At 57.9% G+C, this 24,305-nt stretch carries 22 protein-coding genes and 1 pseudogene; 5 read left to right on the top strand and 18 right to left on the bottom strand.

What is annotated here, in order from left to right; translation table 11 throughout:
• Nucleotides 1–73: 73 nt before the first annotated feature.
• The 8 genes and pseudogenes from EKA13_RS19580 to EKA13_RS28650 all read right to left on the bottom strand — a co-directional run.
• A pseudogene (locus tag EKA13_RS19580) lies at nt 74–646 on the bottom strand (type I Zorya anti-phage system protein ZorD); the annotation flags it as partial.
• Nucleotides 646–2,274, bottom strand: coding sequence for a type I Zorya anti-phage system protein ZorC (gene zorC, locus EKA13_RS19575; protein WP_065760950.1), 1,629 nt, complete (start codon nt 2,272–2,274; stop codon nt 646–648). The gene zorC and the pseudogene EKA13_RS19580, both read right to left, overlap by 1 nt.
• On the bottom strand, nt 2,271–3,014 hold the full coding sequence (gene zorB1, locus EKA13_RS19570; protein WP_065760949.1) for a type I Zorya anti-phage system protein ZorB1: 744 nt from the start codon (nt 3,012–3,014) through the stop codon (nt 2,271–2,273). Before zorB1 ends, zorC begins: the two co-directional genes overlap by 4 nt.
• Nucleotides 3,015–3,027: 13 nt before the next feature.
• The gene (gene zorA1, locus EKA13_RS19565) at nt 3,028–5,220 is read right to left on the bottom strand and encodes a type I Zorya anti-phage system protein ZorA1 (protein ID WP_065760948.1); all 2,193 of its coding nucleotides are present in this window, start codon (nt 5,218–5,220) and stop codon (nt 3,028–3,030) included.
• A gap of 518 nt (nt 5,221–5,738) precedes the next feature.
• Nucleotides 5,739–5,978, bottom strand: a complete 240-nt coding sequence (gene tnpB, locus EKA13_RS28425) for an IS66 family insertion sequence element accessory protein TnpB (protein WP_245704363.1) — start codon at nt 5,976–5,978, stop codon at nt 5,739–5,741.
• 139 nt (nt 5,979–6,117) lie between these two features.
• Nucleotides 6,118–6,900: a hypothetical protein gene (locus tag EKA13_RS19555; protein ID WP_125862950.1), complete on the bottom strand. Its 783-nt coding sequence runs from the start codon at nt 6,898–6,900 to the stop codon at nt 6,118–6,120.
• 734 nt (nt 6,901–7,634) lie between these two features.
• A complete protein-coding gene (locus EKA13_RS19550) occupies nt 7,635–8,546 on the bottom strand; it encodes a restriction endonuclease (RefSeq protein ID WP_083199853.1) in 912 nt (303 codons plus the stop codon).
• A gap of 27 nt (nt 8,547–8,573) precedes the next feature.
• Entirely contained in the window at nt 8,574–8,705 is a 132-nt protein-coding gene (locus tag EKA13_RS28650) for a hypothetical protein (protein ID WP_281182085.1), read from the bottom strand.
• 214 nt (nt 8,706–8,919) lie between these two features.
• Here EKA13_RS28650 and EKA13_RS19545 point away from each other — a divergent pair, with 214 nt between their 5' ends.
• A complete protein-coding gene (locus tag EKA13_RS19545) occupies nt 8,920–9,723 on the top strand; it encodes an HNH endonuclease (protein ID WP_065760946.1) in 804 nt (267 codons plus the stop codon).
• A gap of 201 nt (nt 9,724–9,924) precedes the next feature.
• On the opposite strand, the gene EKA13_RS19540 is transcribed toward EKA13_RS19545, so the two are convergent.
• The 5 genes from EKA13_RS19540 to EKA13_RS19520 all read right to left on the bottom strand — a co-directional run bounded on the left by EKA13_RS19540 (nt 9,925) and on the right by EKA13_RS19520 (nt 15,577).
• Nucleotides 9,925–11,481 carry a methyl-accepting chemotaxis protein gene (locus EKA13_RS19540; RefSeq protein ID WP_065760945.1) on the bottom strand — a complete coding sequence of 519 codons (1,557 nt, stop codon included), beginning with the start codon at nt 11,479–11,481 and terminating at the stop codon, nt 9,925–9,927.
• Nucleotides 11,482–11,893: 412 nt separating this feature from the next.
• Nucleotides 11,894–13,150 carry an aromatic amino acid transport family protein gene (locus EKA13_RS19535; RefSeq protein ID WP_065760944.1) on the bottom strand — a complete coding sequence of 419 codons (1,257 nt, stop codon included), beginning with the start codon at nt 13,148–13,150 and terminating at the stop codon, nt 11,894–11,896.
• Between the two features lie 316 nt (nt 13,151–13,466).
• Complete coding sequence (locus EKA13_RS19530) at nt 13,467–14,066, bottom strand: HAD family hydrolase (protein ID WP_065760943.1); 600 nt, start codon at nt 14,064–14,066, stop codon at nt 13,467–13,469.
• Nucleotides 14,063–14,932: an acyl-CoA thioesterase II gene (tesB, locus tag EKA13_RS19525; RefSeq protein ID WP_065760942.1), complete on the bottom strand. Its 870-nt coding sequence runs from the start codon at nt 14,930–14,932 to the stop codon at nt 14,063–14,065. Before tesB ends, EKA13_RS19530 begins: the two co-directional genes overlap by 4 nt.
• Before the next feature lie 75 nt (nt 14,933–15,007).
• The gene (locus EKA13_RS19520; RefSeq protein ID WP_065760941.1) at nt 15,008–15,577 is read right to left on the bottom strand and encodes a GNAT family N-acetyltransferase; all 570 of its coding nucleotides are present in this window, start codon (nt 15,575–15,577) and stop codon (nt 15,008–15,010) included.
• Between the two features lie 96 nt (nt 15,578–15,673).
• On the opposite strand from EKA13_RS19520, the gene EKA13_RS19515 reads away from it, so the two are divergent.
• Nucleotides 15,674–16,585: a histone deacetylase family protein gene (locus EKA13_RS19515; protein WP_065760940.1), complete on the top strand. Its 912-nt coding sequence runs from the start codon at nt 15,674–15,676 to the stop codon at nt 16,583–16,585.
• A 149-nt stretch (nt 16,586–16,734) separates the two neighbouring features.
• Nucleotides 16,735–17,973 (top strand): TIGR03862 family flavoprotein, encoded by a 1,239-nt coding sequence (locus tag EKA13_RS19510; RefSeq protein WP_065760953.1) that lies wholly within the window; start codon nt 16,735–16,737, stop codon nt 17,971–17,973.
• A gap of 49 nt (nt 17,974–18,022) precedes the next feature.
• Here the strand turns inward: EKA13_RS19510 and rhlE1 are convergent, their stop codons facing one another.
• On the bottom strand, nt 18,023–19,354 hold the full coding sequence (gene rhlE1 / locus EKA13_RS19505) for an RNA helicase RhlE1 (protein ID WP_065760952.1): 1,332 nt from the start codon (nt 19,352–19,354) through the stop codon (nt 18,023–18,025).
• A gap of 98 nt (nt 19,355–19,452) precedes the next feature.
• The gene (yedA, locus tag EKA13_RS19500) at nt 19,453–20,385 is read right to left on the bottom strand and encodes a drug/metabolite exporter YedA (RefSeq protein WP_065760939.1); all 933 of its coding nucleotides are present in this window, start codon (nt 20,383–20,385) and stop codon (nt 19,453–19,455) included.
• Nucleotides 20,386–20,535: 150 nt separating this feature from the next.
• Between yedA and EKA13_RS19495 the strand changes: the two genes are divergently transcribed.
• Nucleotides 20,536–20,994: an Lrp/AsnC family transcriptional regulator gene (locus EKA13_RS19495; protein ID WP_065760938.1), complete on the top strand. Its 459-nt coding sequence runs from the start codon at nt 20,536–20,538 to the stop codon at nt 20,992–20,994.
• Here the strand turns inward: EKA13_RS19495 and EKA13_RS19490 are convergent.
• From EKA13_RS19490 to EKA13_RS19480, 3 genes are all read right to left on the bottom strand, one after another.
• On the bottom strand, nt 20,991–21,596 hold the full coding sequence (locus EKA13_RS19490) for a 3'-5' exonuclease (RefSeq protein WP_065760937.1): 606 nt from the start codon (nt 21,594–21,596) through the stop codon (nt 20,991–20,993). The two genes, EKA13_RS19495 and EKA13_RS19490, sit on opposite strands and share 4 nt — an antisense overlap.
• A gap of 19 nt (nt 21,597–21,615) precedes the next feature.
• Nucleotides 21,616–22,095 carry a LabA-like NYN domain-containing protein gene (locus EKA13_RS19485; protein ID WP_065760936.1) on the bottom strand — a complete coding sequence of 160 codons (480 nt, stop codon included), beginning with the start codon at nt 22,093–22,095 and terminating at the stop codon, nt 21,616–21,618.
• A gap of 94 nt (nt 22,096–22,189) precedes the next feature.
• On the bottom strand, nt 22,190–22,939 hold the full coding sequence (locus tag EKA13_RS19480) for a DUF2076 domain-containing protein (RefSeq protein WP_065760935.1): 750 nt from the start codon (nt 22,937–22,939) through the stop codon (nt 22,190–22,192).
• A 239-nt stretch (nt 22,940–23,178) separates the two neighbouring features.
• Here EKA13_RS19480 and EKA13_RS19475 point away from each other — a divergent pair, with 239 nt between their 5' ends.
• Nucleotides 23,179–24,258, top strand: coding sequence for an endonuclease/exonuclease/phosphatase family protein (locus tag EKA13_RS19475; protein WP_065760934.1), 1,080 nt, complete (start codon nt 23,179–23,181; stop codon nt 24,256–24,258).
• Nucleotides 24,259–24,305: the final 47 nt, after the last annotated feature.

Below are 24,305 nucleotides of genomic sequence, written 5' to 3'. Positions count from 1 at the left end.
CCATTTGCTGTCATCCTTTCGAGGACGACAGCTTAAACTACCCCGTAGTCACTGTCTCAAAAGGTGGATCCACTATACCGGCACCCGCCTTGCGCGCCAGCTTTCTGATGCTGGCCCAGCCGATCTGGTTGGTTACTTCACCTGGCTCATTTTGTTGTGCCAGATAAAGTTGTCGTACCGCACAGGTCAGTTTCCAGGACACCTCAGGCAGAATTTCCGTGTTTCCGTGATAATGAACGATGGCCCCCGTACGCTGCACTTGCACATTGGCATTGGACTGCGGGTCACGCCAGCCACTGATGGAGACTTTGAAATCGTCGGAGGCAAGGCTGCCTTGGCTGCTCAATTGAGGGATGAGGGCTGTCTGTGGCGGCAACCCCAATAGAGGCAAACTTGTTACGTGCTCTGGCTCATCCAGCAGCCGGTACAGCTCATCCCACGTCAGCAGCCAGCGATCGCTGAGTTGGGAGACGAACTCCTCTTCTTCCAACTGGTCCAGATAACTTGCCAGCGGCCATGACTCCTTATTCTCCGCCAAGCTCAGGGGATAACAAATGCCCTGCTCCTCAACGGAAAAAACCGGCTCAGTATTTTCTGCTGCCGGGTTCGATTGCAGGCCAATGCCTTTGAGGAATCGCTTGAGCATTACTGTCTCCAGAACCGGAGTGGCTGGTTATTGACGGGCCTGAAGCCCAGGCGCTGAAGCGCAGTTACGGCGGCCGGGTCATGGTCATCAAGCTGGACCTGATATGCACCGCCGCGCTCGCGCTGATCATAGACCTTGTGTTTGACCGACCTCAGAGCGTCACGGACCTGATCTTCAAAAGGCAACGGCTTGGCTGAACCTGCCGCTGCGGCCTGAGTTTGAACGCGAATGCCCAATTTTCCGAGCTTGTCATCGAACTTGCTTAGCCAACCCTCGATGCGGTCTGGGCGGCCAGGCGCAGGTGAATGAATCATCCACTCTATCGTTCGATGGCGCTGCTTGAGTTCTTTGGCGAGTTCAAGCTGGAATTGGTCTGGGTTAAACGGCGAGTCGTCCGCTTTGTACACAAAGCAGGCATTACCCGTTCCAGAAAACTCCACGAAAAAGTAGTCCCCAATCTGCATGACAACGGCATTGTTGTGCCCAGGACCACCGACCAGCTTGCTCAAGCGCCCCTTGTTCTTCTCACGGAAATGGACAAAGTCCTGCCCGCGGTCATTCCAGGCGTCCGAGCCCATGACGATCCGGGTGTAGCTCATTTGGTTGGCAAATCTTAGCCAGTAATACAATCGCGACTGATCAACCTCGGAGTCTCCCTTCAACAAGTTGAAGAAGTGCTCCAGATCTTCCTTCGCGAACCATGCCACGACCATCGCACAGACGTCTTTATCGACATACTGCAGCCAGCTGTTTTGTCTGGAGCGGATCTGTGGGCTGCCCCAATTGTCGAGCGCGAGTTGTTTGAGCAGCGACGACGGCTTCTCTCGATAAGCTGCCAAGTGGTAACGCGACAGGCATGCACTCAGGATGTCGTTCATGTACCGCGGGTGCTGTCGGCCGATGTCGATCAGGTCGGCCAAGCGCAGAGAGAACTCAGCGTCATCCAGCATGAAAATGCGAGAAATCAGTACGGTAAAGATCCTTCGCCACAGCCAACTGCTGTCAGGGATCTGCGCAATCGTCTGCAATGCCGAAAGGTCGCTGATTTCACCCTTGAACATCTGGTCACCCAGCGTGGCACCTGCCTGCTCGGAAAAAAGCTCCTGATGTTGCTGAACGATCTGCACCCATTCCTTCACACGCTTCTGCTGGTCCCTGACGCATTCAAAACCGAGCTGAACGTCTTCACGCAATAGGCACCAATTAGCGTTCTGCGCGGGCGTAACGGCGTCATAGCCAAAGTAGCTGAAGCACAGCGCCAACCAATCCCGGCGGCTCAGCCTTCGCTTTTCGATACGCTGATGCACTTCTTCGTGCACCCGGGCGTAAAGCTGGTCATCGTCCAATATTGGCCCGACTCGCTCACTCTTGTCTGAAAGGCCGGCGAACACCAAGCGCCATTCCGAGGCGTTGAGTGGCAGCACATTGCGAAACTTGCTTATCGCAGCACGGCGCTTTTCTTCGGGTGGCGGCAAGGCCTTTTCAGCGCGCTCGAATCGCTCGTAAAGATCGACCCCCGCAGCAGCCAGACGGGGGAAACGCTCCAATGGTTCTGGGGCCTGCGCCGTGCGATGAGCTGAAAGGCTTTGGCTAATGGCGGCGGAAAGCCTCACGATTGAGCTGGTCATCGATTCATCGCCAACTGACATTTTTCCACATCAGTGTTAGTGAACACCGGCACATCAGGCTTGAGATTGCCCTCCTTCTCCTTCAAGCCAAAGAACTGCATTCGCAACTCCACTCGCCGGCTTTCTTCCTTGGTGCCCTTTGCGTTGTTGAACGACACGCCGCCCGCCAGAAACATCGATCTGATCTGCTGTTGGTGCTCAGGCGACAATCCGACCTGGAGCGGACTGCGACTATCGAGCAGGCTGCACATCACCCACTCCGAACGCTGCAGCGACAGGTGCAAGTTATAAAGGTAGGAGCCGTCGGTGTCGGTCGAGCCCTCGATCACAACCTGTTTGAACCACTTGCGTCCCTCTTCACTGTTGGCCGCGTCCAGAATCATCGGCACGACCTCCTGAAGTGCCGATTGACCATCGTTGCTCAGTGCGTACTGGTTATGCCCAAAACGGCCAGCATCGCCGAAGCTGATCCGGTTGTCCTTGCAGTCCACGACGATGGTCTTGCTGGCAGTCTTCGCCTTGAGACTCAGGTGCTCGCAAATCTGACTGATGTCCTTGCTACGCTGCTTCTCCCCCTGCTCCGCCTGGTTGATACGCTGCGTCACTGAGCTCAAAGCCGCCACCATGACCACGAGAAACAGAATCATCATTGCGGTCATCAAATCAGCGAAGGAAATCCAGAAAGGCTTCTCTCCCTCGTCCTTGGAACGGACAGCCGAAGGCATTTGCTTACCAAACATCGACTAGCCTCCGTTACCGCCTGATGCGTTCCATGATGTCGCTGAAGTCTTCGAGACTTTCCTTGACCCCTTCCACACCGCCAGCGAGGCTCTTGACTGCTCTATCGAGCTCGGTGTCGAGGCTACCCAGGGTTTGTCTCAACGCCCGGTCCATGCCTTCACCGAATTCCTTGAAGCCGTTACCCAGCACACCACTGATATTTTCGAGGTATTCATACACTTCGCGGTTAAGCGCCTGCATCCGCTCGCTCTGAACCTTCAGGTCCTGGAGATATTGGCTGCGACCGCTGGCCTCCCCTTGAGCACTGGCAACTACCCCTTCGATGACAGCGAGCGTTTTCGCTACCGCTTCACGATTGTTCCGGTAGTCCGCGACAACGGTGTTCAGCTCACGCGATGCTTGTGCAAGCTCAGCACCTGCGCCCTGGACTGCGCCCATCAGACCAGCAGTCGACTCACTGGCTCGCGCCACGCTTTGTCCTGCGGTTTCAAACCGCTCAGCCGCCGCCCGCATCTTGTCAGCGCCTAGCTGCATACTGTGCAAGTGCTGCTCTGTCTGGGCACTCAATGCATTGACAGTGTCCTGGGCAGATTTCTGTTGCTCGGAAACTGTTTGCAGCAATGCCTTGACCTGCTCATCGAGGCCGCCCACCAGGTCGCGGGTACCTTGGTGAAGATCAGCCTGGGCGGCACGGGTGGATTGATCCATCTGCTGCTGACCATGCTCCAGTTGCTTGAAGACGGCCGAGAGCTGCTCACCCAGCACTTCCACGGAGCCTGCAATCTTGGCCATGGTTTCCTGTTGGCCTTGGCCGATGCTCTGCTTGATCGACTCGACAAAAGCCTGGAGATTTTCAGCCATTGCCTGTTGGCGAGCCTCACTTTGAGCGAACAGCTTCTCCAATTGCTCGGCCATTCGAGCGCCGGCCCCCTCCCCTTCGTTGCCGATGCGGGCAACCGAAGCCTGAAGATTGGCGAGCATCTCATTCATCCCCGCTTGCATGGCGTTTTGTCCTGCCTGCATATCGGCCAGTAGCTGGGCAATCATGGCCGAACTACTTTGATTCGAGGACTCGCTAGCCGAACGCATATCCTGAATCAGCGTCGAGAAACCCTGCTGCATCGACTGCATGGCAGCAACTGACTGGCCCATCAACTCGTGTAGGCCATTGAACTGTTGGCCGAACGTACCTTCCAGCTTGCTCATGAAAGCAACCAGAACATCCTGAAGCAGGTTCTGTACCTGCCCGGACTGATCGCCACTGGCGGCCTGCACTGCACCCGCGATGGCTTCAAGCGGCGACTTGAGGCTGTTCTCGATCGCACCGCTCACCTGGTCGGCCAACAGTTGCCCAGAGTCACGGTACGTCGTTGACAAGGTATCTGCCAATTTGAGGCTTTCACGGACCTGGGTATCAACGAGGTTCTGTAACATTTCCCGCAGATCAGTAACCAGGCTGTCCTTCAGCTGACGGGTTTGCACCGAGCTTTCAGCACTGGAGCGCACCAGCTCAGCCAGGTATTCCTCACCGACTCCGCTGTCAAAAAGCCCGTCGATTGTTTCGTTGAATGCCTCAAGCAGCTTGTAGCAGCGCCCCAGCCGCCACTTTTCAGTGAGCGTGACGGCGATGGAGGCCATGATCGAAATGAAGGAGCCTATGAAAGCGAACAGCACGTCTTTCAACAGTTTGTCGACGCTGGCGTTAACCTGCTCAGGTGTGCTCGGATCAAAGTGCTGAAGACCTAGCATCAAACCGAAGAAGGTTCCGACAATACCGATACCAGTCAAGATACCAGGCAGGTGCTTATAGAATTCGGTCCCCAGCGGGGTATCAATCACACTTTGCGGCGAGAAGAAGTGTGCAGCTCCGGCGGTGGCTCGCGATCGGACAAGGACCTGTTCGCCCTCCTTGAGCTCGAACTGATCGTGCAGCGTTTCAGCATACTCGCGCCAGGAATGATCCAGTCTGCCGCCACTGAACAGACGTTCAAGTTCAGCGCGCCGAAGAGGTGGAGCGAGAGTTTTCACGCTCTGCAAGCTAACAGTCAAACGTTTCAGCTGGGCACTAAGCTTGAATGACCTACAGAAGTAACGGACAAAATACCAAGCGCAAAGAATGAAAACGAGACCTACAACCATTTTGGGTGCGATCAGCTGCTCAGAGCTTGCTGCACCCCATAGGTGCAACAACGTCGAAAAATCCATACTTTCCGCCTTCAATTAAGCATTCTTGATGTTCAGCATGACCGCATTACAGGCGATGATGCGTCAAAGACCAATCCAGTTGGATCAATGACAGCACCTTGCCAAGCGCGCGCTTCGGGGGCGCCACAAACTCGGAGTGGGCGGGCGCACCACGTGCACCCTAGAACCTTCCGTGGACAAATGCTGGAGAATCATGTCCTTATGCCAGCACCTTAGCTTGAGCCATAACTGTCGTAAAGCTGAAAGCTCAACCCCTAGATTCGGCGTCCTGAAGCGAAGCGATTTTCCACATCTACCCGCTTGGCCTGAGAGCAGCCCTCTAGGTGCATCTCATCGTGGTGAAAAACCTCAGGCAAGTTGCAGTGCAGGCTGATGACGGGCTATGCCTTCAGTTCGATGCGCCGCGTCGGTGTCGAGCCGGGCCGACGATCGGAGCAGGAGCTCGCGCAGGTCAGTCGAAGCAGGCTGACGCTTCGACCAGGTCGGCCGCGATTTGGGCGCAGGTCGACTTACAGTCATCACTGTTGTTTGTTGGCAGGGTAGGAATAGGTGTCACAGTATTCCAGTTGGTATTCCAGGCTAAAAATGCAAACCGGCATTAAGCCGAGGAACACGAAGAGCACGAAGAGCACGGGGTCGAACACCGCCACCTTGATGTCCAGTTCGACCAAGGCGGCCAGACCGTCAATAGACTTTCGGAAGTCGACAGGCCTGGGGTAAAGGTAGACTTTTTCGACTTTGGCGTCGGGACGCCTCATGACGTGCGGGCTCCAGAAAGAAATCGGGAGCACAGCATCGGGGATCAGTTAAGCGCTTCGAATGTGTGGTTCATGGAGCGCTTACGTCCCAGCGAACGATTTGAGCGATTTGAGCGATTTGAGCGATTTGAGCGCATTGTTATACGGGAATATGAGGTTTGGAAAAGAGTGCAACTGCTTTGCTAAAAGCGCGCAAAAACGGCACTGACCCGTTAACTTTTTCTCTTGCTTCCTTGTAGCTAATAAGAGCTTCTTGGAAACTATTTTTTTGCTCCGACATGGCCAGACTGAAGAACATCGTGCCTGTAGTGGTTGCGCGAGGTATATCTTGGGGTATTTTTTCGTTCCGCCTTTGCACCGTATCCATTACGACTTGCTGCATTTCGTTTGATAGGTTTAATTTGATCAAGGCGGTGATTGTGGATATTTCTTTATATATTAGACCGCCAAGGCTTGCTACTTCATCAGGCGTTGGGATGTAGCCTTGATGTATGACTTTATTTCTGAGTTCTGGAATTTTTTTGTTGAGTGTATAGTGAGTCCCGAACGTAAGCAGGTGGAGGAATAAAAAACCACCAACTTGGCGCTCTGATTGCTTTGAGACCTGCTTGAATGTTTCGTTCAGTGCCTCTTTGGAAGTATTATTTTTCTTACAATATACATTTATCGCGAACTCAAAAAAGCGCTCGTATGCTGACGAAAGACTGGAGGCAGCTTCGAGCGTATAGCCTTCAATTAGAGCGTTCGCTGCCGACTCAAGTAAAACTTCAAATTTCTGACTTTGAAGCAAAATTGCTGATTTGTGACCTTTAGAACACTCTATATATGCTAGAGCCTCTTCGTAATAGTCAGCAATTATTGGTTCGAAAGATGGACACCCCAGTTCTTTTTGGCATTCCATGCACATCGTTAATATTTTCACGGAGCTGGTTTCCTCGGAGCATAAAACTATAAATAAACACAAGGTGATGCATAACTCCCCGAACGGGCGTTGTGTAGAACATTCCTTGTTCCTTTTGCTATCCGTGTCTAGGCTGAGGTTTTCAGCGTACCGATGAGCGTATAAGGGAGATATACACCATGGATAGACAGCCTCGTTTGCTCAACCACACGTGGGTGCAAATTCGCCTGCGACACTACTCGATCCTCACGTAGCGTGTCTATTGCAGGTGGGTTACGTCGTGCGGCAGGAATGGGTTCGCTGAGGTCGAGGCAGCTCATGCGAATTTCTCAGTGTGTGACTGCGTCTTCACCAGTACTCAGCACTAGGCACCAACTGCTCTGATCCTGACCGTCAGCTTTTGGTGGCACAGTCTCTGAGACTCAAAGCCTCAGAGTGAACTGTCACCGTCACAGTCTTAGATGAGTCCGCGCCTCGTGAAATCGGGATTTCGGTATTCCAATTGGTATTCCAGAACCACCTTTAAAACAGAGGTTTTTCAACCAAAATAGTCACTTAGCCAATCATTTCAGATTACCCCGGCCACCAAATACGCAAAACAGAAAAGGCACTTAGCGAACCTCGCAAGTGCCTTTTTTGTGCACGCTGGGTTGTTTTGGCTGGGTAATGCCGACTTTAGCCTCACCAGCCCATGCCGCATCTGGGGTTATCCGACTTCATACCTACTTGGCTGAGCCGGCCACCAGTGTTGCAAGTCACTCCCCTGCGAAATAATCGCTGTCCAGCTGCTTCACTTCATACACCCGCTTAATACTCACACCCAGGTTGTTCTCCACCATCAGTCGTGCCAGCTCAACACCGTCGATCAGCACCACTTTGATGTCCAGCCCCAGCGCTGCGGTACGGGCACCATCGGAGAACTCCGACGTGGTGATAAACACGCCTTTGCGGGCACGCTGGCGTGTCAAAGCACCGATAAACTTGTCGATTTCCGGGCGGTGCACTGTGTTGGTCCAGCGCTTGGCCTGCAGATAGATTACGTCGAGGCCGAGTTTGTCTTCTTTGATAATCCCATCGACCCCATCATCATTGGTCGCCTGGGTCGCCTTGCCGGCTTCCTTGCGCGAGCCGCCGTAGCCCATAGCGATCATAAGATCGACCACCAACTGTTCAAAGAAACTGGGTGTAGCTGCCCGGACTTGCACTAACAGCTCGTCTGCGAGTGACTGCACCAATGCTTGATGCGCCTCTACCAACCGCTCGTCGGGCGTGGTTTCGGCAATATCAACATCCAGCAAGGCAGGTGCGTCAGGCTCTTGCGGTTTGGCGGTATGGAAGTCCGCGAACTCGGGGAACTGCTTCAACCAGCCCACCGTGATGCGCTCCGGGCCATTGGCCAAGGTATCAAGCCCGCGCGCAGTGATCTGCACCATGCCCTTGGCGGGAATGCACAGCAGCCCGGCCTTATTCAGGTAGGTACGCGCCCAGCCAACACGGTTGTTGATCACCGTCTGATGGCCGGAGGGCAGGCGCTCCTTACGCTCGTCCTCGGTCAGCTGGAACTGATCGGACACCCGCTCGCGCAACTCATTGAGCGGCAGCGGCGCACCGTTCTGTACATTGGCCAGCACAGGCCGCATCACGCTTTGAAAATCCGGAATTGCCACTGTTACTCCCTAATCTCCCCGGCCGCTTTAGGCGCCGCTCACGAGGCTCTCATCGTGGGCAGCAGCGGTCTTGAGAATCTTCAAAATCACCAGCGCAAACGCCCGGCTCTTGGTTTCGTTATCCAACACTTCCGACGATAACTTCTCATGGCCGGTCATGAAACTACAGCGGCGACACCTCTTCACGACACCCTTCGGCCAAAGCCACGCAAAAAGGGACATCTGAAAGGGGCCATTCTAAAGCGATGGCGCCGCGGCAACCCGCAGATCTGACGCAGAGCTGACGTTAAGCACTGATGCACATCAGTCAAAGATCCTGTAGGAAATTTCCTCTTTTTTGGTAGGCTTTTGATATCAGTCGAGAGGAAATGAAATGCCCGTCGTCATCGTTGAAAACGACACATCGAAGTGGCAAGACGAAACAGGTGCTGTCTATCACTTCCCCAAGCGATATCAAACCTGGCTCGCTCAGGGAACCGAAGTGATCTACTACAAAGGGCGCATCAAGGACAAAAACTTTGCTTCCGTCCGCCTCAGCGCCGATCCGCATTATTTTGGTATGGCACGCATCGGCAAGGTCTATGCAGACCGGAGGAGTGATAAGGGCGACCTGTTTGCACTGATCGAAAACTTCACGCCGTTTGAAGGTGCTGTTCCCTCAAAAATTGACGGAGCGTACCTGGAGACTATCCCCGCCACCCGCATGAATAACTATTGGCGTGACGGGGTTCGGCCCATTTCCCAATCCGATTACGATGCCATCCTCAACCATGCGAAGCCCCTGCCTTCGCAGGCTGACGCGGTTGTGCCGAATACCGAAGACGATCCATGGACCTTTGAATCGGCTAATGAAGGCAGCAAGACAAGTTACTTTGGAACCCGTTACGAGCGCCGGAAAGATCTGAGGATGAAGGCTATCGCTATCCACGGGCTTAACTGCAAGGCATGTGGGTTTGATTTCGAACAAGCTTATGGCGAGCACGCGAAAGGCTTCATTCACGTTCATCATGTAGTACCGATTTCGGACTTTGGTGGGGAGAAAGCCGTTAATCCTGAGACTGACCTCGTAACGTTGTGCGCCAACTGTCACACAGTGGTCCATCGAAAGCGGGATATGACTCTAAGCGTTGATGAGCTTAAAGGAATGTTGCGCGGGAGATGGGTAGTTGAGCCTTAGTCGTACTCGTTAGCTTAACGATCACCAACTCACGACAAGGCCAACTCCTTACCTTACCATTAGCCCCCTCCGCTACCGCCCCAAAACCGCAAGCAAATCCCTCACCTGACGCCCCTAACGGTGCTACTGGGCAGCTTACCGAACAAATTGCGATAGGCCTGGGTGCCTTTTTGTGTCGACAGGGACGGCGTTTATCTCAGCTCAGACCTTGAAACGCCCCACCAACACTTCCAGCTCATGACCGAGCCGTGCCAGTTCGATGCTTGACGAGGCGGTCTCTTCGCAGGCGCTTGCCGTCTGGTCGGAGATGTCGCGCACGTTGATCACACTGCGGTTGATCTCCTCCGCCACAGCACTTTGCTGTTCCGACGCGGTGGCAATCTGCTGGTTCATCAGTTGGATGGTGGAGACTGTGCGGGTGATGTTCTCCAGCGCGGTGACTGCACGCCGGGTGGATTCCACACTGCTTTCGCTCATCTGCCGGCTGCTGTCCATGCTCACGGCAACCGCTTGGGTACTGCTTTGTACGCCGGCGACCAGGGATTCGATTTCCTCAGTGGATTGCTGGGTGCGCAAAGCCAGGTGGCGGACTTCATCAGCCACGACGGCAAAACCACGCCCGGCCTCACCAGCACGGGCGGCTTCGATCGCTGCGTTCAGGGCCAGCAGGTTGGTCTGCTGGGCCACTGCTTTGATCACGTCCAGCACGCCGCCAATCTTGTCGCTTTGTTCCTTCAGATGGCCCACGGCATCTGCCGAGTGCCCCACTTCCTGGGCAAGGCGCTCGATCTGTTCAATGGCCTCGGCCACGACGCGTTCACCTTCGCTGGCTTGCTGGTCGGCCATGGAGGCCGCTTCAGAGGCTTCTTCGGCGTTGCGTGCTACATCCTGCACGGTCGCGGTCATTTCGTTCATGGCGGTGGCGACATGGTCGGTCTCGGCCTTCTGGCTGTTCACGCCGGCACTGGTTTGCTCGGTCACTGCTGACAGTTCTTCAGCTGCGCTGGTCGCCCGGATCACACTGGTGCGAATGCCATCGATCAACTCACGCAGGCTGACGGTCATCTGGTCGAGCCGGGACTGCAGTTGGCCCAACTCGTCGCGTCGATTGACGTGCACGTCCTGGCTCAGATCGCCATGAGCAATGCGCTCCACCACCTGGAGGGTATGCTGCAACGGGTTGACGATCTGCCGGGTAATGACCCAGGCCGACAGGACACCGAACAGCATAGCCAGTACCGTGACGATACTCAGCGTGGCCTTGGCAGACGCTGCATCGCTGTCACGCTTGGCATTTTGCGACTGGATCAGTTGCTGCGTGGTGTTGATGAGCACATCGCCCAACTGCGCCATGTGTTTGAACAAGGACGCGGTATCCGCGTTGGGCTGGCTCAACGCCTGCAGGATCTGCCGGTACTCATCGACCGACTGGCGCTGCTGGCGGATCAAGTCCAGGTCGGCGGGCGCTTCGAAATGATGTTCGATGTTTTCCAGGTGGGCCGCCAATTTATCCAGAATCTGCTGTAAAGGGCTCAAGCCTTCAGCTTGAAGGTTGCTCCCCATACGCAGACGCTGAATACGCAGGTCTTTGGTGTAGTCGCTGACCAGTGCAATCTTCTCGACCTTCTCGCCACGCTCGGTAAGGGTGTTGAGCGCATACCACCCTGTGATAGCCAGTAACAACGTAAGCCCCAACACCAGGCCAAAACCCCAACCCAATTTGGCGCTGACACGGATGTTGCTGATCCAGCCGAACATAAAGACTCCAGGCAGAAATGCAGGTGCACATTGAAAAAGTAGTGACCTGACTATCGGCCAGAAGCTTTGCTGCTTAACCCCGAGAAAACCATCCAGGGCGGCTATAACCCGCAGGATAGACCGTTCGTCTGAATTTTTTTAAGCGCCACAAGGCATGTCAATCCACGCCTGATGCCTTGCAGGCCACGCTGCCCGGGGCTTTTTACGTGCCACCCGCAACGACTCAAGCAGCGCTTACCCAGCAACCGGAAGGCCAGACAGCCGCTTCGATGCTTTGGTCGAATGTCCGTCGAGGCAAAAATCATGTCACGCTCAATGCCAGGTGATGAAACCTTTCACCAACACCCTGCAGCCCTTGAGGCCAGAAACAACAAAGCCCGCACGAAGCGGGCTTTGTTGTTTGCGTAGGTGTTTACCAGCCGGATGGCAACCAACCCAACGCGCTGGAAATCGCATACAGCATGCTGCACAGGTACAGCACCACCACCATGCACTGCAGCGCAGGATGGGCGATCCAGCCGCACTTCCAGGCAGGCTCGATGTCACCGTATTTGCGTGCCGAACGCAGCATCAGGATCGGCATGATCGACAGAATCACACCACTGAATACGCCGGCAAAGTACAACGCACTGACGAAACCCACCATACCGCTATAGGCCAGCAGGAATGGCGGTACGCAAACGATGGCCAATACCATCAGGCGGCTCTTTGGATGGCTCTCGGCGCCCAGCTTCGGGAACTTGTCGAAGATGTTGGTCAGGAAGCTACCGCCCAGGCCCCAATAGGAGGTCATCATCGCGCACAGGGCAAAGGTGTTGGCGGTGTAGAACGCCCACTGGCCCAACGCTTGCCCCCAGGCCAGGGTCGCAACTTCCGTCTGGTTTTCCAGACCGTTCAGCGAGATGACCGACATCGGCACAATGGCCAGCAGCACGAAGGTGATCACCATGCCAGTAATGACAGCCACCGGCAGACGCTTGGGCGCATGGCTGAAACCACGGGCCATTTCCGGCACTACGTACTGGGCCGAGAAGCAGAACACGGCAATGTTGAACACCGGAATCATGTAGACCCAGTCGCCTTCGAGCAGGTTGGCGAAGTTCGTGTTCTCATGAACAAGCGTTGCAACGACCAGCACCAGGGTCATCGAGACCATACCGATACTGATGAACTTTTCACCCTTGCCAATGGCTTTCAAGCCCAAGTACAGCACCAGCGCCGCAGGGGCGAAGAACAACAGGCTGCCCAGCGCAGGGCTGATACCGAAGAACTGGCTGAGAATCTTGCCGCTGCCACTCATGTAAGCGATCAATGCGCCAATACTGTTGACCGCTACCGACAGAAAGATTGCCCAGGCACCGAACGAGCCGACATAGCGTTGAGCCAGGCCGCTGAGCTGGTGATGGCTACGGGTACGCAGCGCCGTTTCCGAGACATACAACATGGAGATGGTGGTGAATATGCCCGCCACGGCCAACCACAGCAGCAGCGGCATGTAGCCGGCCTTGCGACTGGCATAGGCCATGGACAACACACCGGCACCAATGTTGGTACCCACGATCATTGCCACAGCCTCGACGAAGGTCAGCCGTTTGACCTCCAGGCCTGAGGACTCAGTCGCCTCGGCGTGGTCCGCGCCTCGTGCGGCAACGTTAGGGGATGTACTCATGATCAATCACACTCACTACGTATTTGATACGGGATGCACCTGAATTGGTGCGTCACAGAACTCGCCTTTGTGAGACGACTTCTGTGTCTTGATTTCTAGAGCGGCGCGCAAAATATCACACAAGGTGTTTGAAATAACCCCCACATAAGGCGAAACGCGATGCACAGACACGGCCTGTAACACTTGATATAGAGAGGTTTCATTGAGGGGCAGCTCGTTTCGCCCGACATATGCCGGGCGAAACGAGCGCTGCAGGAGCGAGGGGAAAACTCAGGAAATCAGATCGCTTTTTGCCGATACAACGGATGCGCTGTACCTACAAGCCAGTACGCAACAGCGCATGCAATGCCCGGCAATCCGCCGCATGCCAGTCGGTGAGCGCTGGCCAGGGATTGTCCGGCAGGTTGACCAGAATGGTGCGTGTACCTGCCGCACGACCGCAGTCGAGGTCAAAGCGGTAGTCCCCCACCATGACCATCTCGTTCGGCGAGACATCCCAGGCCTCGGCCAGCTTGAGCAACCCTCCCGGATGCGGCTTTGGGGGTGCTTCGTCGCGGCCCAAAATGCTCTGCACGGGGAAACAGTCCGCAAGGCCAATGGCCTCCAGCGTGACATGCGCCAGTTCACGGGCATTACGGGTGAGGATGCCTAGCTGGCAGTCGCGCGCGACCAGTTCACGCACCAGCTCAACCGCACCCGTCGCCGGGCGCGATGCGATAGCCAGGTCACGCTCATGTTCCAGCAACCAGGCATGCTTGGCGGCGGCTTCCTCTGCTGGAAGGGCCGCCAGATGGGTCAAGATGTCGTCTTCGGCGGGAATGTCCAGCGCTTCGCGGATGGCGGCAAAATCGTGCACGGCAACCGTCAGGGTGCCGTCCATGTCAAACACCCAATGACGAATGTGGTGCAGGTTCATGCCCAGTCCTTGCGATGGCGAATCAGCCCTTCCTGGCACGACGATGCCACCAGTTGCCCAGCCCGGTTGAAGATATTGCCGCGCGAGAAACCACGGGCATTGCCCGCCCAAGGGCTGTCCATCGCGTACAGCAACCAGTCATCGGCGCGCAGGTTGCCGTGAAACCACAAGGCGTGATCAAGGCTGGCCAGTTGCATGTCCTTGTGCCAGACCGATTTGCCATGCGGCATCAACGAGGTGGTCAGCAGGCCAAAATCCGACGCATAGGCGAGGATGTATTTGTGCAATGCCGGCGAGTCAGCCAGGTTGCCGTCGGCACGGAACCAGGCGTACTTGATCGGGTCACCCGGCTGCGGGTTGAACGGGTCTTTCTCGGTCACCGGGCGCACTTCGATCGGCTTGGCGCAGAGCAGCTTTTCGCGCAGTTGCTCCGGTATGTGCTCGGCCATACGTTCGGCAATTTCCACTTCCGACGGGAGGTTTTCCGGGCCGACCACGTCCGGCATCTGCGCCTGATGCTCGAACCCTTCTTCGTCGTACTGGAATGAAGCGCTGCAGGTAAAGATGGGCTGCCCTTTCTGGATCGCCGTTACCCGCCGGGTGCTGAAACTGCCGCCATCACGTACACGGTCCACGGAGTACACCACCGGCATCGACGCATCGCCTGGACGCAGAAAGTAACCGTGCAGCGAATGCACATGGCGTGCTTCTTCTACGGTCTGGGTGGCGGCGGAAAGCGACTGGCCGAGTACCTGGCCACCATACAACTGACGAAAGCCGAGGTCTTGGCTACGCCCACGAAACAGGTTTTCCTCGATCGCTTCCAGACTCAGCAGGTCGACCAGATCGTCCAACACGTGGCTCATTCGAGATTCTCCAAAGCAATGCCCAGTGGTCAAATGATACAGGGTTTGTCATTGCTGGCCGTTATGTTCGGTGATTCACCCGCGCAGGGTCGTTTGCCATTGCGTCCGATTGATCCGGTACAGAACATGCGGGCGCAGTGGATGCCCCGGTGGAATTCTCGGGTGCTCGAAGTTGCTGTCTGGGTCAGCCTGCATGCCGATGGCCTGCATGACTTTCTGCGACGGCAGGTTGCTTTCGCTGGTAAATGACACCACCTGCTCCAGCCCCAACTGTGCGAACGCGCAGCGTAGGCAGGTCCAGGCCGCCTCACTGGCAAAGCCTAGCCCCCAGTGACGCCGCGCCAAGCGCCAACCGATTTCCACCGCAGGAGCGAAGCCCGCATTGAAGTTGACGTTGAGCAGGCCGGTCATGCCGATAAACGCACCACTGTCCTTGCGCTCCAGCGCCCACAAACCAAAACCGTATTCCGCAAAATGACCACGCAGGCGCCCAATCAGCGCGGCGCTTTCCAGACGCGTCAGTGGCGCCGGGAAGTAGCGCATTACCTGGGGGTCGGCACACATCGCAGCAAACTCGCGCAAGTCGTCATCCTGCCATTGGCGCAACACCAGCCGCGCGCTTTCCAGCTCCAGTATGGGGGTCATGGTCTGTTCCTCTCTCTACCGCTATGCCTGTACAACGCTGGCACCGCAGCCCCCACAACTGGCAAGATCAAGGCTTGATCTCGTCGCGAAGCTGCCATGCCCCTTCCCCTGATTTACCATGACGACTACAGCCCGGACTTTCCCGCCGAGCACCGTTTTCCGATGGACAAGTTCCGTCTGTTGCGCGACCACCTGATCGACAGTGGGCTGACTACCGATCAGGCACTGCTGCGCCCCGAGCTGTGCCCAAACGAGATTCTCGCGCTGGCCCATGATCGCGACTACATCGCGCGCTACATGGACGGCGCACTTTCCCGAGAGGACCAGCGCCGCCTTGGCTTGCCGTGGAGCGAAGCACTCGCACGTCGAACCGTACGGGCGGTCGGCGGCTCATTGCTGGCCGCCGAACAGGCACTTAAGCACGGTATCGCCTGCCACCTGGCGGGAGGGACCCATCATGCTCATTATGACCATCCTGCCGGATTCTGCATTTTCAACGACCTGGCCGTGATCAGCCGTTACCTGCTGGAAGCCGGCCGCGTGCATCGCGTCCTGATCTTCGATTGCGATGTTCACCAGGGCGACGGCACCGCACGCATCCTTCACGACACACCGGACGCCATCACCGTTTCACTGCACTGCGAGCAGAATTTCCCGGCGCGCAAGGCCCAGAGTGACTGGGACATTCCGCTACCTCGGGGCATGGGCGATGCCGACTACCTGAGGGTGGTCGAGGACGCACTGAACTACCTGCTGCCCCTCTACCAGCCTGACCTGGTGCTTTACGACGCGGGGGTCGATGTCCACAAGGACGATGCCCTGGGCTACCTGCAACTGACCGACGCGGGGGTTGCCGCCCGCGATGAATGCGTACTGCGCCATTGCCTGGGGCGTGATATCCCGGTGGTTGGCCTGATTGGCGGCGGCTACAGCAAGGATCGCCAGGCCCTGGCACGGCGCCACGGCATTCTGCACCACAGCGCACACCGGGTACTTTACCCACAATGACTGTGGAGCCGCCTGTGGATAACCTGAGTGAAAGCCAGCCCAGCCCTTGATCGGCGTGGCCTGCAGAATGCCGATCATTTTTTGTACAGTGTTTCCCGGCCCCCGCCTCAGGTAGAATGCCGGCTCTTTTCAATCGCTTGCAGCCCACCATGACTGAGACCTCTCACCCGCACCGCCCACACGTCGCTATCATCGGGGGCGGCCCGGCTGGGCTGATGGCCGCCGAAGTGCTCGGCCAGGCCGGGATTGCAGTCGACCTTTACGACGCCATGCCCTCGGTGGGCCGCAAGTTCCTGCTGGCCGGCGTCGGCGGCATGAACATTACCCATTCAGAACCCTACCCGGCCTTTGTCTCGCGCTACGCCGAGCGTGCCGACGAGATCAAGGCGCTGCTCGACGACTTTGACGCAGACGCCCTGCGCCAGTGGATTCACGGCCTGGGCATCGAGACCTTCATCGGCAGCTCCGGCCGGGTGTTCCCCCGCGACATGAAAGCCGCGCCCCTGCTACGCGCCTGGCTCAAGCGCTTACGCGACAGCGGTGTGGTTATCCACACCCGTCACCGCTGGCTCGGCTGGACGAGCGAAGGCAGCTTACGCATGAGTTACCCACAGGGTGAGCTATCGCTCAAACCGGATGCGGTGTTGCTGGCTCTCGGTGGCGGCAGTTGGGCACGGCTTGGATCAGACGGCGCCTGGTTGCCCTTGCTGAAAGCGCGCGGCATCGAAACGGCGCCGCTACAGGCGGCCAACAGCGGCTTCGAGGTCGAGGCCTGGAGCGCGCTGTTGAAAGAGAAGTTTGCTGGTGCGCCACTGAAAAACATCGCCATGAGCCTGCCAGGCCAAGCGCCGCGCCTGGGCGAGTGCGTGGTCACTGAACTCGGCCTCGAGGGCAGCCTGGTCTATGCCTTGTCGGCGCAGATCCGCGAGACCATCAACCGCGACGGCCATGCCACGCTGCTACTGGATCTGTTGCCCAACAAGCCTGTGGATAACATTGCCGCCGCACTGGCCAAGCCCCGTGGATCGCGCTCAATGGCCAAACACCTTCACAGCCAGTTGGGCCTGGACGGGGTCAAGGCCGCCCTGTTGCGCGAGCTGACCGACCAAACGACCTTTGCCGACCCGCTGCTACTGGCTCGCGCGATCAAAGCGCTGCCGGTCACGCTGGTGCGCCCTCGCCCACTGGACGAAGCCATCAGCAGTGCCGGTGGGGTGACCTTCGAAGCGCTGGACGAACACTTGATGCTGCGCCAGTTACCTGGGGTGTTCTGCGCGGGGGAAATGCTGGACTGGGAAGCGCCCACCGGTGGCTATCTGCTCACCGCCTGCTTTGCCAGTGGGCGTCGGGCCGGGCTGGGTATGCTGGAGTGGTTGAAGCACCCATAAGCCACACGTGTAGGCGTCGGCAACGCCGACGCACACGATGACCGAGCGATTACGGCTTGCGCTTGCGCGGGCCGGTGTTGAAGGTCGGCACCTTACGTACAGGCTTGGCCTGTGGTGCGGCTGCAGGCGTTTCACCGCTGTCCAGCCAACGACCAAGGCTGCGTTTGGCACCACCCTCCTTCGGCTTTTTCGGTTTCTTCGGCTTTTTCAGGATCTGCCCACTGGCGTCGGTCACCGGTACCCGGTGCTCTGGCGCAAAATCCGGCTCTTCGTGACGCGGCAGGGTCTTGCGGGTCAGGGTTTCAATGGCCGAGAGCAGTTGCACTTCATCAGCACACACCAGCGAGATCGCTTCACCGGTGTTGCCAGCACGACCGGTACGGCCAATGCGGTGAATGTAGTCCTCAGCCACGATCGGCAGGTCGAAGTTCACCACCAGCGGCAGGTCGTCGATATCCAGGCCACGGGCGGCCACATCCGTCGCCACCAGGATCTGGATTTCGTTGGCCTTGAAGCTGTCCAGTGCCCGCTGGCGTGTCGCCTGTGGACGGTCGCCGTGAATACCGTCGGCATTCACACCTTGACCGCGCAGGCGCTCCACCAGTTGATCGACACCATTGCGGGTCTTGGCAAACACCAGCACCTGCTTCCAGCGCTGCTTGCGCATCAGGTGGCTGAACAACTCTGGCTTGCGCTTCTTGTCCACAGGGACAATCCACTGTTTGACCGTGCTTGCCGCAACGTTACGCGGACTGACTTCGATGCTCAGCGGTTCATTGAGCATCTGCCCGCCCAGCAGGCGAATCTCGTCGGAGAAGGTGGCCGAGAACAGTAGGGTCTGGCGACGGTTAGGCAACACGGCATAAATCGCCCGCAGCTCCTCGGAGAAGCCCAGATCAAGCATGCGATCGGCCTCATCCAGCACCAGCGCCTGAAGCTGATTGAACTTCAGTGCATTCTGCCGAAACAGGTCCAACAGGCGCCCAGGCGTTGCAACCAGCAGGTCGACGCCCTTGCGCAGCTTCATCATCTGCGGGTTGATGCTCACCCCGCCGTACACCGCATAGGTGCTGAGCGGCAGGTGTTCGGCATAGTCCTGGATATTGCGGTGAACCTGCTCGGCCAGTTCACGCGTCGGCACCAGCACCAGCGCACGCACCGAGTTGCTGGCAACCTTGGCACCTTCCATCGTCAGGCGCTGCAGCAGCGGCAAGGCAAACCCGGCCGTTTTGCCGGTACCGGTCTGGGCGGCCGCCATCAGGTCACGCCCGGCCAGCACTGCCGGAATGGCTTGCGCCTGAATCGGCGTCGGCGAGTGGTAGTCGAGGCGCTCAAGCGCGCGCAGCAAAGGTTCAATCAGGCCAAGTTTGGCGAATGTCATGGCAATACCGTCAGGGGAATTCAGCAATGGCGGCAGTTTACCTTGTTCGACGCCCCGTCATGCAGCACGCCGTTGTCAAAACTGCCACAACGCCCCCTTTACTTGGAAAACGCTTCCTTGCCCACCTCGACAGCCGGAACGCTGGCGGCACTCGGCTTACGCCACTGTGGAACACCAATCAGCACGACGGCACCAATGATCACCGCCATGGCCAGACACTCCTCGAAGCCAATCTGCTCGCCCGCGAAGACAATGCCCAGCAGCACCGCCACTGCCGGGTTGACGTAGGCGTAGCTGGTGGCCGCTGCCGGGCGCACATGCTTGAGCAAGTACATGTACGCGCTAAAGGCCAGGATCGAGCCGAAAAACACCAGATAGGCCAATGCACCCCAACCCGCAGCGGTCGGCATCTGCGTCATGCGCTCACCGCTGAGTGCGCTACCCAGCAACAACACCAAGCCACCCACCAGCATTTCCGCCGCACTGGCCATCGGCCCCTGAGGCAGTGGCAGGCTTTTGCTCCACACTGAACCAAATGCCCAGGAGGCTGCCGCAAACAGAATCAGGGCCGCACCCAGCGGGCTCGCCTGAAGGTTAGAACCCAGGTTAAGCAAACCGATACCTAACAACCCGAGAAGAATCCCTGCCCACTCCAGACGCGTGTTGCGCTGCCCCCACAACAGGCCAAACAACAGTGTGAACAATGGCACGGTCGCAACCGCCAAGGCCGCAACCCCGGAGGCGACCCCGGCATGCTCGGCGACCGTTACGCCGCCGTTACCGCAACTGAGCAGCAATACGCCGATCACTCCCGCCGCGCGCCATTGCGGCCAGGTCGGTGCGGGCACCCCACGCCAGCGCAGGAACGCATAAAGCAGTGTACCGGCAATCATGAAACGCACGCCGGCCATCAACAACGGCGGCCAGGACTCCACACCGATGCGAATCACCAGGTACGTCGAGCCCCAGACCAGATACAACGCGAGGAAGGCACCGATCAATAACAGTGGAAAGCGACGAGTGGCAGGCATGGCAGGCTCGAAATCGAGTAAGTAAGGGGGATTAGTTTAGAAAGCAGCCCCACTAAACTTAAGCTACAAAACCTGTTTATAGTGCCGTAACAGTTTCCAAACAAAGGTTGTTCAGGCCCATCACCTTCTTTTCAAAAGATCTCTCGCACCATGGATAAATACGATCGGATGCTCCTCGCCGCGCTGCTGGAAAATGGCCGCGCGTCGTTCGCTCAATTGGCCCGCAAGGTTAACCTGTCGGCACCGGCGGTCGCCGAACGGGTGGCCAAACTGGAAGCCAGCGGGGTAATAACCGGCTATCAAGCCAAGGTCGACATGAGCAAGATAGGCCTGCCTATCCAGTGCGTGATCGAACTGCGCCTGGCCAGCCATGGCAATCAACAGGCCTACGAGGCGCTGACGCAGATCCCTCAGCTCACCGAGTGCCACCGGGTCACGGGCGACCCCTGCGTGATCATGCAGGCGGCGGTCGGCTCGATGCCGGAACTGGAAGAGCTGATCAACCGGGTTGCCCAGTTCGGCTTCAGCAAGACCTCGATCATTCTCTCGAGTGCGGTCGAACGGCGCGTGCCCTTGGGGCAGTTGGATAACCCGGCGAAAAAAGCCTAGCGATAGCGCTTGAGCGTTTCGGCGATTTTCGCCGCGGGTACTTTTTGCAAACTGCAGAACAATGGGTGCGAGACTGCACTCACGCCGTGGCGCAAACGCAACTCATCGGCCAGGTGCTGAGCCAGGTTGGCAGCCATCTCGGCGTCGGCCATGGCCCGGTGAGCGGTGCCGGTGTCCGGCAAGCCAGCCCAGCGGGTCAGGGTGCCCAGTTTATGGTTCGGCGCGGCTGGCAACAGGCGTCGGGACAGCAACATCGAGCAGGCAAAGTGCTGGGTACGTTGACGGTTGATCTGTGCCAGCTCGTAATCCCAGAACTTCTGGTCGAAGGCCGCGTTGTGCGCCAGCAATGGCGTGTCGCCCACAAACTCAGCGACCTCGTTCATGACCTTGGCGACCGGCGGCGCACTGCGCAGCATGGCAGTGGTGATACCGGTCAGCCCGGCGACAAAGGCAGGCACCGCAAGCCCGGCATTCATCAGGCTCTGGTAACGCTCGACAATACGCCCGTCTTCAAGCATGACCACGGCTACCTCGGTGGCGCGGCAACCGGGGCCCGGGGAAATACCGGTGGTTTCAAAGTCGATGACAGCGATACGTTCCACAAGAACCTCTGGTTTGAACTCAATGCTTGAGCAGCAACTCGCCTTCGATGGGCACGTAGCGACTGGCGGCGCGGATCAGTGAATTGGCGGTGAGCCCCGGCACGCCATAAGCGACCGCTTCGACCCCATGACGGCTGATAATGCGTTCAAGCAGCAGGTCGAAGTCACCATCGCCCGAGGCGAGTACCACTTCATCAACCCGTGCGGCGGCATCCATCACATCCAGGGTGATGCCCACATCCCAATCGCCCTTGGCCGAGCCATCGCTGCGCTGGATGTAAGGCTTGAGTTTGACCGTAAAACCGAGGTTGCGCAGGATCTGCTGAAACTGCTGTTGCTTGCTGTCACCACGGTCGATGGCATAGGCAACGGCCTCGACGATCTGCCCGTGTTGGCAGACATCAGCCCAGAACGCGGCATAGTTGAAGTGACAGCCATAGGCCTGGCGCACGGTGTAGTAGAGGTTCTGCACATCGGCGAACACTGCGATTTTCTTCACCGTACTTCCTCATTACGCCCAGGGACCGGCCACCTGTGTCAGCCGTTTCGGCGCACAGTATGCCAGCCCCAGGGCGAATGCGGGTACTCGCGGCTCAGACGTAGGAGTCGTCGTCGCTGAAGAAGCCGCTATCGTCGTTGTAGTCGGTGCCCATGAAGCCGCCCTGATCATTGCCGTAACCGCTATTGTCGGCGGTCAAGCGCTGCTCATCATTGCTTCCCCAGCCGCTGTCGCTAGCCGGTGCCGGTTCCTCCTTGATCACCTCGGTAACGGTTTCAGGCTGCGAGTGATGATTGAACAGGCTGCTGATGCCTTGTGCGAGCATCACCCCACCGGCTACGCCAGCGGCGGTTTGCAAGGCACCACCCAGGAAACTGCTGGCACCGCCACGGGCTGGCGCAGCAGCAGGCTGTGCATACGCTTGCGGCTGCGGCGCGACACCTGGCGCGTTGAACGAACTGGCCGGAGCCGGCTCGCGCCAACCGCCAGTGCTGGTGGGCGGAGGCGAGACTGGCTGACTGGCAACCGGTTGAGGTTGAGGCTGTCGGGTGCCGCTGCCAAAGATGCCGGACAGAAACCCACCGCTGCTTTGGGTCGTCGCCGCGACTTGAGCCTTCGCCTGGGTGAGTTCAGCTTGCAGTTGCTTGTTCTGTTCGTCGAGGCGCTTGATGGCAGCCTCCTGAACCAGAATTGCCTGAGTCATGTAGTACGGGGCCGCACTCTGCTGTTGCAGGTGCTCGGCGATCCGCGCTTGAGCCTGGGCGTCTCGTGGCGCAGACGTGGCCTCAGCCTGCTTGAGCTTGGCAAACAGGCCATCGATCAGGGCTTGCTCTTCGCTGTTCATGAACAACCTCGTTGGATAACTGGAGAAACAGACTCACTGAAAATAGGGGCCGCGGCCAGTGATTCAATGCACCTGTAGGATGAAACTTTTTTCAGGTCAATGGCCCTCGGGGATGCGATATGGACTAAAGAATCTACTCCACGTTCGCTTCACCGCACGGTATTTCTTTCTGACCAACGGTAGAGACCCCGTAGCTAGGGTATGCTCAGGCATCACCCGGAACCCGCCAAGCCGCGCCGATGATCCGATTACTGCGCAATACCCTGCTGACGCTGTTACTGACCATTGCCCTGCTCTGGACGCTGGCCTCACACCTGAGCTGGCAACCTGCCCCCCGCGAAGACCTGCCCGTCAGTTGCACGGCCAGCAGCACGCCGCTGGTGCCTGGTCAGGCACTCAAGGTCATGACCTGGAACGTGCAGTACCTGGCCGGCAAGCGCTACGTCTTCTGGTACGACGAAGGACGCGGCAGCGATACACGGCCCACCGCTGAAGACCTCGCGCATAACCTCGACGAGGTAGCCCGCGTGATTCGTGCCGAACAACCCGATATCGTTCTGCTCCAGGAACTGGACAACAATGCCAAGGCCACGGGCTATCACGATCAACTGGCGTTGTTGCGTGAACGCCTGGTCGACCTCTATCCGTGTGCGGTACAGGCCTACGACTGGAAAGCGGAGTTTGTCCCGGACTGGCATGTTTTCGGCAGTGTTGGCCGCAGCCTGGCAACCCTGAGCCGTTACCCGATCAGCAAGGCTCAACGCCTGCAACTGCCGACAACCGCGAGCAATGCACTGAGTCGCCTGCTCCAGCCCCAGCACGCGGTGCTGGCCAGTTACCTGCCACTGCGTGACGGCGGCCAATTGGCGGTGCTCAACACCCGCCTGGCGCACTATGAAACGCAGAATGATGTTCAGCGCCAACAGGTTCAGGCGCTGGTTAAACAACTTGGCAGCCTGGAACGCCAAGGCGCGGCATGGTTGATTGGAGGGGATTTCAACATGCTGCCACTCGGACAGTACCGGCGCCTCACGCCCCAGCAACGCGGGTTGTACGCGGCTGACAGCGACCTGCACCTGCTCTGGGACACGTACCCCATGATCCCCAGCAATGCCGAGGCCAGCGGTGCAGATCGCGCCCGCTGGCTTACCCATTATCCCAACGACCCCAATGTGAGCGCTCCGGACCGAACCCTCGACTACCTGTTCCACAGCCCCAAGCTCACGCGTGTAAGCGCACAGGTGCTGCAGCAGGACACCCTGGAAATCTCCGACCACCTCCCTGTGAGCGCTCGCCTGCTGCTGCCGGTAGCGCCTTGACTATTTGCGCGGTTTGGCTCGCGCCGTGGCTTCGGCTACCAATGGGT

Origin of the sequence: Pseudomonas defluvii (genome assembly GCF_001695625.1) — a bacterium.
Taxonomy (GTDB): domain Bacteria; phylum Pseudomonadota; class Gammaproteobacteria; order Pseudomonadales; family Pseudomonadaceae; genus Aquipseudomonas; species Aquipseudomonas defluvii.
This window is presented reverse-complemented; position numbering and strand designations above follow the sequence as displayed.